Raw genomic sequence first — 15,203 nt, 5'->3', positions numbered from 1 at the left:
CGCTCGCCGTAAGTCGCTTTCAGACATCCAGTGAAACCAGATGCCTGCGACCATGACCCAAACCCTATACCGGGAGAACTCCATGAGCCGTGCCTTCGTCAATGAAGATAACGCCAGCGCGCAAGCCGATCAGCCTGTCGAACGGCAGGTCAGCGCGCAGCCCAATTACGTCACGCCGCAAGGCCTGAAGCTGTTACAGGGCAAAGTCGCCGAACTGCAAACCCTGCATGCCGAGCAATCGGCAAAAGGTGAGCAGGCGGACAAACAGCGCCTGGCCGATCTCGAACGTGATCTGCGTTATTTCAAACAGCGCCTGGGCAGCGCTCAGGTGGTACCCGCCGCGACCTCGACCCAGAAAGTGCAAATCGGCAGTTGGGTGACCTACGCCGATGAACACGCCACCGAGCGCCGGGTACAACTGGTGGGCGAAGATCAGGCCGATGCCGCCCACGGCCTGATCAATTGGGGTTCACCGCTGGGCCGGGCGCTGCTCGGCGCACAACTCAACGACGAAGTACTGTGGCAGCGCCCCGCCGGGGATCAAATGATTGAAGTGATTCGCATCGAACCGACTTAGACGACGCCTTGGGCCAGCATCGCATCGGCGACCTTCACGAAGCCGGCGATGTTCGCCCCCTTGACGTAATTGACCCGACCGTCCTCTTCGCCGTAATGCACGCAAGCGTGGTGAATCGACTGCATGATCGCGTGCAGTTCGCTGTCCACTTCGCCACCGGTCCACGCCAGGCGCATGGCGTTCTGCGACATTTCCAGCCCGCTCACCGCCACGCCGCCGGCGTTGGACGCCTTGCCCGCTGCGAACAGAATGTCGGCCTCGATGAACAGGTCCATCGCCTCGAGGGTGGTCGGCATGTTCGCGCCTTCGGCCACACAGATGCAGCCGTTGCGCAGTAAGATGCGAGCGGCTTCGACATCCAGTTCGTTTTGCGTTGCGCACAGCAGCGCGATATCGCAGCTCAGGCTCCATGGCAGCTGACCGGTGCGGAACTCCAGGCCAAAACGGCCAGCCAGGCCACGGCGCTTGAGCATTTCTTCGGCGAAGTACACGCAGCCGAAACCGGAAGCTTGCGGGCGAATCAGGCTGCCGTCGTAGCTTGGGCCTTTGCCGGTCAGCACACTGGTGAACTGGTTGTTCAAGCGCTTGTGCTGGCCGAACAGGAAACCGATTTCCCGCGCACCGACGCCGATGTCCCCGGCTGGCACGTCAACGTCCGCACCAATGTGGCGGTACAACTCGCTCATGAAGGCCTGGCAGAAGCGCATGACTTCCGCGTCGCTTTTGCCTTTGGGGTCGAAGTCCGAACCACCCTTGCCACCGCCCATGGGCAATGAATTCAGGGAGTTTTTGAAGGTCTGTTCGAAGGCGAGGAATTTCAGCACGCCCATGTTCACCGACGGGTGGAAACGCAGACCGCCCTTGTACGGGCCGATCGCGCTGTTCATCTGGATGCGGAACCCGCGATTGACCTGGACTTTGCCCCGATCGTCGACCCACGACACGCGAAACACCAGCGCCCACTCCGGCTCGCAGATGCGTTCCAGAATGCCCGAGGTCAGGTAATGCGGATTGGCTTCAAGAAACGGCCACAGAGTGCGCAGGACTTCTTCTACAGCCTGGTGGAATTCGGGTTGATCCGGAGTTCTGCACCAACAGTTACACCGCCATCGCTGGCAAGCCAGCTCCTACAGTGTCCGTGAGTTTTTCCGGATCTCGGGCAATCCACATACCTGTAGGAGCTGGCTTGCCGGCGATGAACTCACCGCGATACCACTGAAAAAACGCAAAAAAAACGGAGCCCGAAGGCTCCGCTCTCTTATGCAACCAACCCGAAATCAGGCCAGTTTCTTGTGGCGTACACGATGCGGCTGAGCAGCTGCTTCGCCGAGACGCTTTTTACGATCGGCTTCGTATTCGCTGTAGTTGCCTTCGAAGAACACCGCTTGCGAGTCGTCTTCGTACGCCAGGATGTGAGTCGCGACGCGGTCAAGGAACCACCGATCGTGAGAGATCACAATGGCGGCGCCCGGGAAGTCCAGCAGGGCTTCTTCCAGGGAACGCAGGGTTTCGACGTCGAGGTCGTTGGACGGTTCGTCGAGCAGCAGGACGTTGCCGCCCTCTTTCAGGGTCAGGGCCAGGTGCAAGCGACCGCGCTCACCACCGGACAGGTCCTTGACGAACTTCTGCTGATCGCCGCCCTTGAAGTTGAAGCGACCGACGTAGGTACGCGACGGGATCTCGTAGTTGCCGATGCGGATCTGGTCGGAACCGTCGGAGATCTGCTGGAACACGGTCTTGCTGCCGTCCAGATCCTCGCGGCTCTGATCCACACAAGCAAGCTGCACGGTTTCACCGACGTCGATGCTGCCCGAATCCGGCGTTTCCTTGCCCATCAGCATGCGGAACAGGGTCGACTTACCGGCACCGTTACCGCCGATCACGCCGACGATGGCGCCTTTAGGCATGGAGAACGACAGGTTGTCGATCAGCACGCGATCGCCGTAGCCCTTGGTGACGTTCTTGAATTCGATGACCTTGTCGCCCAGGCGCGGACCGGCCGGGATGTAGATCTCGTTGGTTTCGCTGCGCTTCTGGAATTCCTGGGATTGCATTTCTTCGAAGCGTTGCAGACGTGCCTTGGATTTCGACTGGCGGGCCTTGGCGCCTTTGCGCACCCACTCCAGTTCTTCCTTCATGGCTTTTTCGTGGGCCGACTGCTGCTTGGATTCTGCAGCCAGACGATCGGACTTGGCTTCCAGCCAACCCGAATAGTTGCCCTCGTAAGGAATGCCCGCGCCGCGGTCCAGTTCCAGAATCCAGCCGGCAACGTTGTCCAGGAAGTAACGGTCGTGCGTGATCGCTACCACGGTGCCCGGGAAGTCGTGCAGGAAGTGCTCAAGCCAGGCGACGGAATCGGCGTCCAGGTGGTTGGTCGGTTCGTCGAGCAGCAGCATGTCCGGGGCGGACAGCAGCAGGCGGCACAGGGCTACACGACGCTTTTCACCACCGGACAGAACTTCGACCTTGGCATCCCAGGCCGGCAGACGCAACGCGTCGGCGGCGACTTCCAGCTGGCGCTCCAGGTTGTGACCGTCGCTGGCTTGCAGGATGGCTTCGAGCTTGGCCTGTTCGGCCGCCAGTTTGTCGAAGTCGGCGTCTTCTTCAGCGTAAGCCGCGTAGACCTCATCCAGGCGAGCCTGGGCATTCTTGATCACGCTGACCGCTTCCTCGACCACTTCACGCACGGTTTTGGTCGGGTCCAGGATCGGCTCTTGTGGCAGATAACCGATGTTCAGCTCCGGCATTGGGCGGGCTTCGCCCTCGAACTCGGTGTCGACGCCGGCCATGATTTTCAGCAACGTGGACTTACCCGAACCGTTGAGGCCGAGCACGCCGATCTTGGCGCCGGGGAAGAAGGACAGAGAAATATTTTTCAGGATTTCCCGCTTCGGCGGAACAACTTTGCCCAGCCGATGCATGGTGAATACGTATTGAGCCATGGAGAACCTAGGGTCAGTGACTGATGAATGATTGGAGCGCAGGCGATGCCCGGCCAGACCGTGCGCGTCGCTCGCTTGAGGCTATCAATACGTGCGCGCTGAAAAAGTCTGAGTCTAGGAGCTGGAACGCTCCCGCGTAACCGGCAAAGCTACCTTAATGACAGATGGCAGTCCAGCCGACGGGCAGGGACTGGCACTTCGCCACAACTCAAGGCATGCTAGCCGCCCTTCGGGCGTCCGGCTTATAGTGCACGTCGCGCCAGTCCAGCCAAACCGCAGGATTACAGCTTGTCCAAAGCCCCTCCGCCCCTGACTTCCAGTGAGCCGGCCACAGCGCCCGGCTCCCCCCTGCGCGGGACCTTGAAGGGCACCTTGGCGACACTTGCACTATTGCTGCTGGCCCTGTTGTTCTGGCAATTGCTCGATCAGTTGCGCGAAACCCAGAAAAACCAGCGTCAATACACCATCGATTACACCGCCGATCTAGCCGCGCAGGTCAGCCTGAACATGGCGCTCAACGCGCAGATCGCCCTCAACCTGTTGCCGATCGTCGAGCAACCGCAGGACGCCGATGAGCTGCAGGCGCTGCTGCGCAAGCTGCAACAGTCGCTGCCTGATCTGCGCAGCCTGGCGTTGCTCAGCCCCTCGGGAAGAGTCATCAGTGACAGCGCTCCCGACAGCGATGACAGCGGCTACCTGGGTGAACTGATACGCCGCAGCCACGCCCAGACGCACTACTTCAGCAACGCCACCGACGGCTCCGTGGTGCATCTATTGTTGCATCAGGCCAGCGGCAGTTCCCGAGGCTATTGGGTCTTGCGTCTGCCCCCCGCCTTCTTTTCGTCCTTGATCAAGCAAAGCGAGGCCGGCCGCCGCCCATTGTGGCTGGTGGAGAACCGCATCAATCATCAGATCATCAGCCGCGACGATGCGCTGCCCTCGGTCAATCCGGGCACGCTGACCGAGGACGATGTCGCCAACAGCGTGCTGACCGTTGCGCTGAGCAGCAGCGATTGGCAACTGCGCGGCTTGTTCGACCGCCAGCGCGTGCTGGAAGAGCTGCTGCCGGCGTTCATTGGCAAATGTCTGCTGGGCCTGGCGTTTTCCATGCTGCCGTTCATCGCCTTGCTGAACATGCGCCGGCGTCAGCGCCAATTGAGCGAAGGCCGCCGGCGTTATCAGGACATTTTCGAAGGCACCGGCGTAGCCTTGTGCGTCCTCGACATGTCCGGGCTCAAGGTCTTTTTCGACAAGGCACAACTGCAGGGCAGCGAGCAACTGCAAGCGTGGCTGGCGATCCCGGAACAACGCCGGCAATTGCTCAAGGAATTGCGGATCTCCGAGGTCAACCAGGTCGCACTGCAACTGCTTAATGTCGATAGCGCTGACAAAGCCTGGAAACTGCTGATCGACGGCCATCCGCAGGACGGCACCGCCATCGGCAACCAGGTGCTCGACGCGATGCTCAACCGGCAGCAACTGCTTGAGCTGGAAATCAAACTGCAGGATGCCAGCGGTCGCGACCAGCATCTATGGCTGGTGCTGCGCCTGCCGCAAACCCAGGACGACTATAACGCAGTGATCCTGAGCATCACCGACATCACCAGCCGCAAGCTCATCGAATTGTCACTGCAGGAGCGCGAAGGGTTTTGGTCGGACGTGGTGCGCACCGTACCGGATCACCTGTATGTGCAGCATGTTTTCAGCCAGCGCATGATCTACAGCAACCATCATCTGGGCCAGACACTGGGTTACAACCGCACCGAACTGCACCAGATGGGCGAATACTTCTGGGAAATCCTCCTGCACCCCGAAGACGCCGACTATTACCATCGCTCCCGCCAGGTCCAGCGCCAGGCCGGTTATCGCCAATTGATGCAGTGCCAGTTGCGCTTCCGTCATCGGGACGGCCAGTGGCGACGCTTCGAGATTCGCGAGCAGGCACTGGCGCGGGACAAGGACGATCAGGTCACGCGGATCATCGGCGTGGCCAAGGACATCACCGATCAGCTTGAAGCCAGTGAATCCCTGCGCGACAGCGAACAGCGCTACCGGATGCTCGCCGAAAGCATCAGCGACGTGATCTTCTCCACCGACAGCCGCCTGAACCTCAATTACGTCAGCCCTTCCGTGCAAGCGGTGCTGGGTTACGACGCCGAGTGGATTTTCCAGAACGGCTGGCAATCGACCATCGCCAACCCGCAACAACTGACCGGCATCTACCACCTGATGGACCGGGTCAGCAAAGCGCTGGATCAGCCGGACCAACTGGCGCTGCTGCGCAGCCAGGTGCAAACCCAACTGTTCCTGTTCGATTGCCTGCGGGCCGACGGGCGCAAGATCCCGATCGAACTGCGCCTGGTATTGGTCTGGGACGAACACGGTACGTTCGAAGGCGTGCTCGGCGTCGGCCGCGACATCAGCCAGCAACGCCGGGCGGAAAAAGACTTGCGCATGGCCGCCACGGTATTCGAACACTCGACCTCGGCGATCCTGATCACCGACCCGGCCGGCTACATCGTCCAGGCCAACGAGGCCTTCAGCCGTGTCAGCGGCTATGCCGTGGAGCAGGTCCTCGACCAGCTGCCGAACATGCTGACCGTCGACGAGCAACAGGAATCCCATCTGCGTTACGTCCTCAAGCAATTGGCCCAGCACAGCACCTGGGAAGGCGAAGTCTGGCTCAAGCGTCGCAATGGCGAGCACTACCCGGCCTGGGTCGGGATCACCGCCGTACTCGATGACGAAGGCGACCTGGCCAGCTATGTGTGTTTCTTCAGCGACATCAGCGAGCGCAAGGCCAGCGAACAGCGGATTCACCGCCTTGCCTACTACGACGCCCTGACCCACCTGCCCAACCGATCGCTGTTCCAGGATCGCCTGCACACGGCGTTGCAATCGGCCGAACGGCAGAAGTCGTGGGTGGTGCTGATGTTCCTCGATCTCGACCGTTTCAAGCCGATCAACGACTCCCTGGGCCACGCCGCCGGCGACCGCATGCTCAAGGAAATGGCCACGCGCCTGCTCGGTTGCGTCGACGATGACGACACCGTGGCGCGCATGGGCGGTGACGAATTCACCTTGCTCCTGCAACCACGAGCCAACCGTGAAATCGCCCTGAACCGGGCGATTCATGTGGCCGAGCAGATTCTCGCCAGCCTGGTGAAACCGTTCGTGCTCGAAGGCCGCGAGTTCTTCGTCACGGCCAGTATCGGTATCGCCCTGAGCCCGCAGGACGGCAACGAACTCAGCCAGCTGATGAAGAACGCCGACACGGCGATGTACCACGCCAAGGAACGTGGCAAGAACAACTTCCAGTTCTATCAGGCGGACATGAATGCCAGCGCCCTGGAGCGACTGGAGCTGGAAAGCGACTTGCGCCATGCCCTGGAACAGAACGAATTCGTGCTGTATTACCAGCCGCAGTTCAGCGGCGACGGCAAGCGCCTGACCGGTGCCGAGGCATTGTTGCGCTGGCGCCATCCACGCCGCGGTCTGGTGCCGCCGGGGGATTTCATTCCGGTGCTCGAAGAGCTCGGGCTGGTGGTGGATGTCGGCGACTGGGTGATCAGCGAAGCCTGCCGCCAACTGAAGGCCTGGCATCAGGCCAGGGTACGGGTGCCGAAGGTGTCGGTGAACATCTCGGCGCGGCAGTTCTCCGATGGCCAGCTTGGCACGCGAATCGCCACCATTCTCAAGGAAACCGGCCTGCCGCCGGCGTGCCTGGAACTGGAGCTGACCGAAAGTATCCTGATGCGCGAAGTCAGCGAGGCGATGCAGATCCTCGCCGGGCTGAAAAACCTTGGGCTGAGCATCGCGGTGGATGACTTTGGCACCGGTTACTCATCGCTCAACTACCTCAAGCAGTTCCCGATCGACGTACTGAAGATCGACCGCACCTTCGTCGACGGCCTGCCATCGGGTGAGCAGGATGCGCAGATCGCCCGGGCGATCATCGCCATGGCCCACAGCCTGAACCTGGCGGTGATCGCCGAAGGCGTGGAAACCCACGAACAGCTTGATTTCCTGAGGGAGCACGGTTGCGACGAGGTGCAGGGTTACCTGTTCGGTCGCCCGATGCCGGCGGACCGGTTTGAGGCGCAGTTCAGTAACGACGCCCTCTTCATGTTCGACTGAAGTTTTGTGGTGTTGCCGAAAAGATCGCAGCCTGCGGCAGCTCCTACAGGGATTGATGTCGGTCACAGAATCTGGCGGCTACCCCGCTTAGGGTAGGAGCTGCCGAAGGCTGCGATCTTTTGAGGCCGGCACAAACACCATCTATCCACGCATGAACACCACTTGTCTGCGACATGATGCCGTTTCATATGCCATCTAAAACCCATTGGGTTAGAATGCCTCCCTTTTCCGCCCCCGATCCTTGAGGACCGCCATGTTCAGCCGTGATTTGACTATTGCCAAGTACGACGCCGACCTTTTTGCCGCCATGGAGCAAGAAGCTCAGCGCCAGGAAGAACACATCGAGCTGATCGCTTCGGAAAACTACACCAGCCCAGCGGTGATGGAAGCTCAAGGCTCGGTACTGACCAACAAGTACGCCGAAGGCTACCCGGGCAAGCGCTACTACGGCGGTTGCGAGTACGTCGACGTGGTTGAGCAACTGGCCATCGACCGCGCCAAAGAGCTGTTCGGTGCCGACTACGCCAACGTTCAGCCACACGCCGGTTCGCAAGCCAACAGCGCCGTTTACCTGGCCCTGCTGTCGGCTGGCGACACCATCCTGGGCATGAGCCTGGCCCACGGCGGTCACCTGACCCACGGTGCCAGCGTTTCGTCTTCCGGCAAGCTGTACAACGCCATCCAGTACGGCATCGATGCCAACGGCCTGATCGACTACGACGAAGTCGAGCGCCTGGCCGTTGAGCACAAGCCAAAAATGATCGTGGCCGGTTTCTCTGCCTACTCGCAGATCCTCGACTTCCCGCGCTTCCGTGCAATCGCCGACAAGGTAGGTGCCTACCTGTTCGTCGACATGGCCCACGTGGCCGGTCTGGTAGCCGCTGGCGTCTACCCGAACCCGATTCCATTCGCTGACGTCGTGACCACCACCACCCACAAGACCCTGCGCGGTCCACGTGGCGGCCTGATCCTGGCTCGCGCCAACGCCGACATCGAGAAGAAACTGAACTCCGCCGTATTCCCGGGCGCCCAGGGCGGCCCGCTGGAGCACGTGATCGCCGCTAAAGCGATCTGCTTCAAGGAAGCGCTGCAGCCTGAGTTCAAGGTTTACCAGCAACAAGTGGTGAAGAACGCCCAGGCCATGGCCGGCGTGTTCATCGAACGCGGCTTCGACGTGGTTTCCGGCGGTACTCAGAACCACCTGTTCCTGCTGTCGCTGATCAAGCAGGAAATTTCCGGTAAAGACGCCGACGCCGCTCTGGGCAAAGCGTTCATCACCGTGAACAAGAACTCCGTGCCAAACGACCCACGCTCTCCGTTCGTCACTTCCGGCCTGCGCTTCGGCACCCCGGCCGTGACCACTCGTGGCTTCAAGGAAGCAGAGTGCAAGGAACTGGCCGGCTGGATCTGCGACATCCTGGCTGACCTGAACAACGAAGCGGTGATCGACGCCGTTCGTGAGAAGGTCAAGGCCATCTGCAAGAAGCTACCGGTGTACGGCGCTTAATTGCCCCGTTAAATCCGCAGCATGAAGAACCGGCCAAGTGATTGGCCGGTTTTTTTTCGCCCGCAAATTGACACCGCTTACCTGTAGGAGCTGCCGAAGGCTGCGATCTTTTGATCCTCAAAAAAGCAAAATCAAAAGATCGCAGCCTTCGGCAGCTCCTACGAGACCAGCACCACTGGTCAGACCGGTCATGCCAATTTTCTAATTTTTACTTGCGAACACCCAAAAATAGCGCCTAGACTGCGCCTGCACTGGACATACCGGTAAGACCACAATAATTAAGTCCTGAATCTGATGTGCCCCGCACACGGAAGCCAGGACACCGACCAGGATTCCTCCCATGCTCAGATGGTGCTCGCGTTCAATCTTCCTCCAAGTGGTTCTCGGACTGGTGCTCGGCATCGTCTGCGGGCTGACCCTTCCCGAATACTCCGCTCAGCTCAAACCGCTCGGTGACGGTTTTATCAAGCTGATCAAAATGCTCATCGGCCTGATTGTGTTTTGCGTAGTGGTCAGCGGCATCAGCGGTGCCGGCGACCTGAAGAAGGTCGGCCGAATCGGCCTGAAATCGGTGATCTACTTTGAAGTGCTGACCACCATCGCCCTGGTGATTGGCCTGGTGTTCGCCTTCAGCACTGGCATCGGCAGCGGCGCGAACATCCATCTGGAGCAGCTTTCCACAGCCGATATGGGCGACATTGCCCAGCGCGGTCAGCACATGCACACCACCACACAGTTCCTGATGGACCTGATTCCGACTTCGGTGATCGGTGCCTTTGCCGATAACAATATCCTGCAGGTCCTGCTGTTTTCAGTGTTGTTCGGCAGTGCACTGAATCTGGTGGGAGAAGCGGCATCGGGTATTTCGCGTCTGATCAATGAACTCAGCCATGTGATCTTCCGCATCATGGGCATGATCGTGCGACTGGCCCCCATCGGTGTATTCGGCGCGATCGCCTTCACCACCAGCAAATATGGCCTGGACTCGCTGCAACACCTGGGCAGCCTGGTCGGCCTGTTCTACCTGACCTGTACTGCCTTCGTGGCCCTGATTCTCGGCCTGGTGATGCGCCTCTCTGGCTTGAAGATGTGGCCGTTGCTCAAGTACCTGCGCGAAGAACTGCTGATCGTCATGGGCACCGCGTCCTCCGATGCCGTGCTGCCACAAATCATGCGCAAGCTTGAGCACCTGGGCATCGGCAGTTCGACGGTCGGGTTGGTGATACCTACCGGTTACTCGTTCAACCTCGACGGTTTCTCGATCTACCTGACCCTGGCCATTGTGTTCATCGCCAATGCCACCGGCACGCCGCTGGCGATGACCGACCTGTTGACGATTCTGTTGGTGTCGTTGATCACCTCCAAGGGTGCCCACGGTATTCCAGGCTCGGCGCTGGTGATCCTGGCGGCCACCCTGACAGCCATTCCGGCCATTCCGGTGGTGGGTCTGGTGCTGGTGCTGGCCGTGGACTGGTTCATGGGGATCGGCCGGGCGTTGACCAACCTGATCGGCAACTGTGTGGCGACCGTCGCCATCGCGCGGTGGGAAAAGGACATCGATGTGCAGCGGGCGAACAAGGTACTTTCCGGCCAGGCGGGTTATACCTTCCAGCCGAGAAAACCGGTTGCTCAAGCGGCAGCCAAAGAATTCTGAATGACCGCCGTGCCTGCCGACCGCAGGCACGGCTCATGGAGCAAGCAAGTGATTACCTCATCAACCGTCGTCAACTCAGTGGTAGAAAAACTTCGGGCCGCTTTGGCCCGTGGTCAGTGGCGCTCCGGCGAAATGCTGCCGGGGCAACGCGAACTGGCCGAACAACTGGGCATCAGCCGCCCGAGCCTGCGTGAGGCGGTCATCGTCCTGGAAACCCTCGGCCTGGTGCGTTCGATGCCGGGCAAAGGCGTGGTGGTGCTCGAAGCCAATCTCGCCGACAGCCAGACGCATGACAGTGCAGTGGCCGCAGCGAGCCTGGAAGACGTGCTGCAACTGCGCTACACGCTGGAGCCGTTCATCGTCGGCCTCGTGGCGCAGTCCATCAGCAGCAAGGAAGTCGGGCAACTGCGCCTGACCTTGATGGACATGCGCGAAGCCCTGGAGGCCAATGACAGTGAAGCCGGCGTAACCGCCTACATCGCGTTCCACGAAGAGCTGTTCACGCTGACGTCGAACCCGATCTTCCAGAGCGTGGTCCAGCAAACCAGCAATGCCCTCAAGCAAAGCGCCGAAGTGTTGCGCAACTCCCCGGAGCATCTGGCTGAGCGCCTTGAAGAAAACGAAGCGGTGGTGCGGGCGATCCGCAGCAAGAACAGCGCCCAGGCCAGCGCCGAGATGCGTCGGCACATTTTGCGCGAAGGCCAGCGCATGGGCATCGAACTGAACATCCCGGAAGACAACCTCGGCAGTTGAAACCTCTTCGAACTGGAGATTGGCCATGAACAGCTTCGCCTCGCCACAAACGCTCGCCACCCTGCCCGTCCGCCCTTCGGTGGATGATCTGTATTCACGAGTCCTCGATGCCATTTTCGAACAGCGCATCCATTCGGCCAGTCGCTTTACGGAAGAAAGCCTGGCGCAGATGTTCGGTGCAAGGCGCAGCGACATGCGTGATGTGCTGACGCGACTGTCCCATCAGCAGATCATCATTCTTCGAGTCAACCATCGTCCCCGCGTCGCCGAGCTTGATGCCGAGCAGACCCGGCAGACACTGCATGCCCGGCGTCTGGCCGAGATCTTGCTGGTGCGGCTGGCCTGTCAGCGACCCTGCGCGCAAGACCTGAAGCAACTGCGGGCGCTGGTCGATAGCGAGCGTCAATGCACCGAGCGTGGACGGGGAATTCGTTTGTCGGGAGAGTTTCATCTGCAGTTGGCACAAATGGCGGGGAATGCACCGTTGGCGCATTTTCTTGAGAGCCTGGTAGCGCTGACTTCGTTGGCGATTGCGCAGTTTGATCTGCCGCAGAAGGATTATTGCGTGGAGCACATGGAGATTCTGGATGCGCTGGAGCGAGGAGACGCCGCGACGGCGCAAGCCGTGCTCAACCGGCATCTGGATTATCTGGAAGATTTGTTGCTGAGCCCTGCATCGGCACTGGACCAAAACTGTGCCACAGGTTAGTCCGCTTTCGTCGGAACGCCGCCCGGAGCAGCCTCGCCCCCACAGGGGACTGCACTTCAAATGTGGGAGCGACGGTGCGGCGATCCGACCTGCTCGCGATGGCGGCTCAAGGCTCGCTGCAACTTCTGACTTTAATCCGCCGCCACCCGCGCAAACCCCTCGCGAATCTTTTCTTCCGGCAAGTCATCGGCAATGAACACGATCACGCTCTCGCGCACTTCCTCTTCAGCCCACTCTGTATCCCAGTCGAAACCATAAAGCTTCAGCACACCCTGAAACACCATGCGACGCGATTCGCCGAGGATATTCAACACACCTTTGTAGCGCAGCAGTTGCTTGCCATGGTCTTCCAGCAGCTCATTCATGAACTCGCTGAGCCTGTCGATATCCAGCGGCTTGTCGGTGCGCAGCACCAGGCTGGAAATGCGGTCCATGGACGGAGCAGCCTGGCTGAGCGGGCGCAAACTCACGCCGCCACCGAGGTCTGCATTGAGGTTGAAACCGCGGACATCAAGCAGTTCAGCCAGGTCGATCCTGCCGTGGTCAACCACGCGAATCGGCGCTCGACGGTTGATACGGGTCAGGCGCTCGCTCAGCGCGGTAAAGGTTGGCTCGTCCACCAGATCGCGCTTGCTCACCAGCAAGCGGTCGGCAAAACCGATCTGTGCCTGGGCGATGGTCTGGGTCAGATGCAGATCAGCGTGGGCGGCATCGACCAGGGTGATGATGCCGTCGAGGATATAGCGTTCACGCAGTTCTTCGTCGATGAAGAAGGTTTGTGCCACGGGCGCCGGGTCGGCCAGGCCGGTGCATTCGATCACCAGGCGGTCGAAGGCGATGTCGCCGCTGTCCAGGCGTTCAAGTAGCAGGTACAAGGCCTTGGTCAGGTCGGTGTGGATGGTGCAGCAGACGCAGCCATTCGACAGCGTCATCACTTGCACAGGCTCGTCGCCCAACAACTGGGTATCGATACCGGCATCGCTGAATTCGTTCTCGATCACGGCAATTTTCAGGCCGTGCTCGGCTTTGAGCAGGTGGCGCAACAGGGTGGTTTTACCAGCGCCGAGGAAGCCGCTGAGGATTGTTACGGGGATTGGAGAGGACAAACTGGATCTCCTTTTTCACACAGAGAAAAAACAACACAAAACAAATGTGGGAGCGAGCTTGCTCGCGATAGCGGCTTAACATTCAACATCACTGTTGATTGACAATCCGCCATCGCGAGCAAGCTCGCTCCCACAGGTATTGCCGTTAATCCGACAAGCGGATCAACAACACTTCGGCCCACCCTTGCCACCGTAACGGGCTTCCTGACGCTCCCGAAAGAACATCTCATAGCTCATCACCGGTTTGTCCGGGTGCTTGGTCTGCATATGCTCGACGTAGTTGTCGTAGTCGGGCATGCCGACCATCAGGCGCGCGGCCTGACCGAGGTATTTACCGAGGCGACTCAGGTCATTGAACATGGTGCAAATCCTCGATCACGCTTCCGGCAGCGCCTGGAATGGCGCTTCTTTATCCGTACGTTCTTTGCTACCCCAGGCGGAAATACCGACCTTGAGCGCATAGAACAGGATGCTGAACACCACGAACAGGAACAGCGCGGTCAGCGTTGCATTGGTGTAGGCGTTGAAGATCACGTGTTGCATCTGGGTGATGTCCTTGGCCGGGGCGAGGATCTGGCCGTTGGCCAAGGCATCGCTATATTTCCTGGCCAGCGACAGGAAGCCGATCGCCGGGTTAGCGTCGAACAGCTTGATGAAGCCCGCTGTCGTGGTGCAGATCAACAGCCACACCGCCGGCAACATGGTGACCCAGACATACCGCTGGCGTTTCATCTTGATCAGCACCACGGTGCCGAGCATCAGCGCGATACCGGCCAGCATCTGGTTGGAGATACCGAACAGTGGCCACAAGGTGTTGATGCCRCCCAGCGGATCGATCACGCCCTGATACAGCAACCAGCCCCACATGGCCACGCAACCGGCGGTAGCGATCAGGTTGGCAGTCCAGGATTCGGTGCGGCGCAGGGCCGGCACGAACGAACCGAGCAAGTCCTGGAGCATGAAACGCCCGGCACGGGTACCGGCGTCGACCGCGGTCAGGATGAACAGCGCTTCAAACAGGATCGCGAAGTGGTACCAGAACGCCATGGTGTTCTCACCCGGCAGAACACTGTGCAGGATCTGCGCGATACCGACCGCCAGGGTCGGCGCACCACCGGCACGGGCCAGGATGGTGGTTTCACCGATGTCGTGGGCCACCGCTTGCAGGGCTTCCGGCGTGATGGCAAAGCCCCAGTTGCTGACCGCTGTTGCTACCGCCACCACATCCCCGCCGACAACCGCAGCCGGACTGTTCATGGCGAAGTACACACCCGGTTCGATCACCGACGCGGCGACCATGGCCATGATCGCCACGAACGATTCCATCAGCATGCCGCCGTAACCGATGTAGCGGGCGTTGGTTTCGTTATCCAGCAGTTTCGGCGTGGTCCCGGAGGCGATCAGCGCGTGGAAACCCGACACCGCGCCACAGGCGATGGTGATGAACAGGAACGGGAACAGACCGCCCTTCCATACCGGGCCGGTGCCGTCGATGAACTGGGTCAGGGCCGGCATTTTCAGCTCGGGCATGGTGATCAGAATGCCGATGGCCAGGGCGACGATGGTGCCGATTTTCAGGAAGGTCGACAGGTAGTCACGGGGTGCCAGAATCAGCCACACCGGCAACACCGCCGCGACAAAACCGTAACCGATCAGCATCCAGGTGATCTGGATACCGGTAAAGCTGAACGCCTTGGCCCACACCGGATCCGCGGCAATCTGCCCGCCGAGCCAGATCGAACCGAGCAGCAATAGCACGCCGATCACCGAGATTTCACCGATGCGACCCGGACGGATGTAGCGCATGTAAATGCCCAT

The 15,203-nt window shown here is 60.2% G+C and carries 11 protein-coding genes; 6 read left to right on the top strand and 5 right to left on the bottom strand.

Annotated elements, in window-relative coordinates; all coding sequences use genetic code 11:
* Window positions 1-82: 82 nt before the first annotated feature.
* Window positions 83-577 (top strand): GreA/GreB family elongation factor, encoded by a 495-nt coding sequence (locus tag AC1DXW_RS09340; protein ID WP_477756669.1) that lies wholly within the window; start codon window positions 83-85, stop codon window positions 575-577.
* On the opposite strand, the gene AC1DXW_RS09335 is transcribed toward AC1DXW_RS09340, so the two are convergent.
* Window positions 574-1,701, bottom strand: a complete 1,128-nt coding sequence (locus tag AC1DXW_RS09335) for a glutamate dehydrogenase (protein ID WP_477759977.1) — start codon at window positions 1,699-1,701, stop codon at window positions 574-576. The genes AC1DXW_RS09340 and AC1DXW_RS09335 overlap by 4 nt on opposite strands.
* Window positions 1,702-1,854: 153 nt before the next feature.
* Window positions 1,855-3,519 (bottom strand): energy-dependent translational throttle protein EttA, encoded by a 1,665-nt coding sequence (ettA, locus tag AC1DXW_RS09330; protein WP_477755052.1) that lies wholly within the window; start codon window positions 3,517-3,519, stop codon window positions 1,855-1,857.
* Between the two features lie 288 nt (window positions 3,520-3,807).
* On the opposite strand from ettA, the gene AC1DXW_RS09325 reads away from it, so the two are divergent.
* The 5 genes from AC1DXW_RS09325 to AC1DXW_RS09305 all read left to right on the top strand — a co-directional run bounded on the left by AC1DXW_RS09325 (window position 3,808) and on the right by AC1DXW_RS09305 (window position 12,279).
* Window positions 3,808-7,656 carry a sensor domain-containing protein gene (locus AC1DXW_RS09325; RefSeq protein WP_477759966.1) on the top strand — a complete coding sequence of 1,283 codons (3,849 nt, stop codon included), beginning with the start codon at window positions 3,808-3,810 and terminating at the stop codon, window positions 7,654-7,656.
* Between the two features lie 253 nt (window positions 7,657-7,909).
* On the top strand, window positions 7,910-9,163 hold the full coding sequence (gene glyA, locus AC1DXW_RS09320; protein WP_477755050.1) for a serine hydroxymethyltransferase: 1,254 nt from the start codon (window positions 7,910-7,912) through the stop codon (window positions 9,161-9,163).
* 340 nt (window positions 9,164-9,503) lie between these two features.
* Complete coding sequence (locus tag AC1DXW_RS09315; protein WP_477755049.1) at window positions 9,504-10,817, top strand: C4-dicarboxylate transporter DctA; 1,314 nt, start codon at window positions 9,504-9,506, stop codon at window positions 10,815-10,817.
* A 48-nt stretch (window positions 10,818-10,865) separates the two neighbouring features.
* The gene (locus tag AC1DXW_RS09310; protein WP_477755053.1) at window positions 10,866-11,570 is read left to right on the top strand and encodes a FadR/GntR family transcriptional regulator; all 705 of its coding nucleotides are present in this window, start codon (window positions 10,866-10,868) and stop codon (window positions 11,568-11,570) included.
* 25 nt (window positions 11,571-11,595) lie between these two features.
* The gene (locus AC1DXW_RS09305; protein WP_477755048.1) at window positions 11,596-12,279 is read left to right on the top strand and encodes a GntR family transcriptional regulator; all 684 of its coding nucleotides are present in this window, start codon (window positions 11,596-11,598) and stop codon (window positions 12,277-12,279) included.
* Between the two features lie 131 nt (window positions 12,280-12,410).
* Here AC1DXW_RS09305 and yjiA read toward each other — a convergent pair whose 3' ends face one another.
* The 3 genes from yjiA to AC1DXW_RS09290 form a co-directional block, all read right to left on the bottom strand.
* Entirely contained in the window at window positions 12,411-13,385 is a 975-nt protein-coding gene (yjiA, locus tag AC1DXW_RS09300; protein ID WP_477755047.1) for a GTPase, read from the bottom strand.
* A gap of 162 nt (window positions 13,386-13,547) precedes the next feature.
* Window positions 13,548-13,745, bottom strand: coding sequence for a YbdD/YjiX family protein (locus AC1DXW_RS09295; RefSeq protein WP_007895266.1), 198 nt, complete (start codon window positions 13,743-13,745; stop codon window positions 13,548-13,550).
* A gap of 15 nt (window positions 13,746-13,760) precedes the next feature.
* A partial coding sequence (locus AC1DXW_RS09290; RefSeq protein WP_477759965.1) for a carbon starvation CstA family protein occupies window positions 13,761-15,203 on the bottom strand: 1,443 nt, incomplete at its 5' end.

This window comes from Pseudomonas sp. P4_C4 (genome assembly GCF_056402055.1).
This window is presented reverse-complemented; position numbering and strand designations above follow the sequence as displayed.

Excerpts from the sequence above, each read along its gene's own strand:
- AC1DXW_RS09295 (WP_007895266.1), bottom strand. The coding sequence starts at position 13,745 with ATGTTCAATGACCTGAGTCGCCTCGGTAAATACCTCGGTCAGGCCGCG.
- glyA (WP_477755050.1), top strand. The coding sequence starts at position 7,910 with ATGTTCAGCCGTGATTTGACTATTGCCAAGTACGACGCCGACCTTTTT.
- AC1DXW_RS09315 (WP_477755049.1), top strand. The coding sequence starts at position 9,504 with ATGCTCAGATGGTGCTCGCGTTCAATCTTCCTCCAAGTGGTTCTCGGA.
- AC1DXW_RS09305 (WP_477755048.1), top strand. The coding sequence starts at position 11,596 with ATGAACAGCTTCGCCTCGCCACAAACGCTCGCCACCCTGCCCGTCCGC.
- AC1DXW_RS09340 (WP_477756669.1), top strand. The coding sequence starts at position 83 with ATGAGCCGTGCCTTCGTCAATGAAGATAACGCCAGCGCGCAAGCCGAT.
- ettA (WP_477755052.1), bottom strand. The coding sequence starts at position 3,519 with ATGGCTCAATACGTATTCACCATGCATCGGCTGGGCAAAGTTGTTCCG.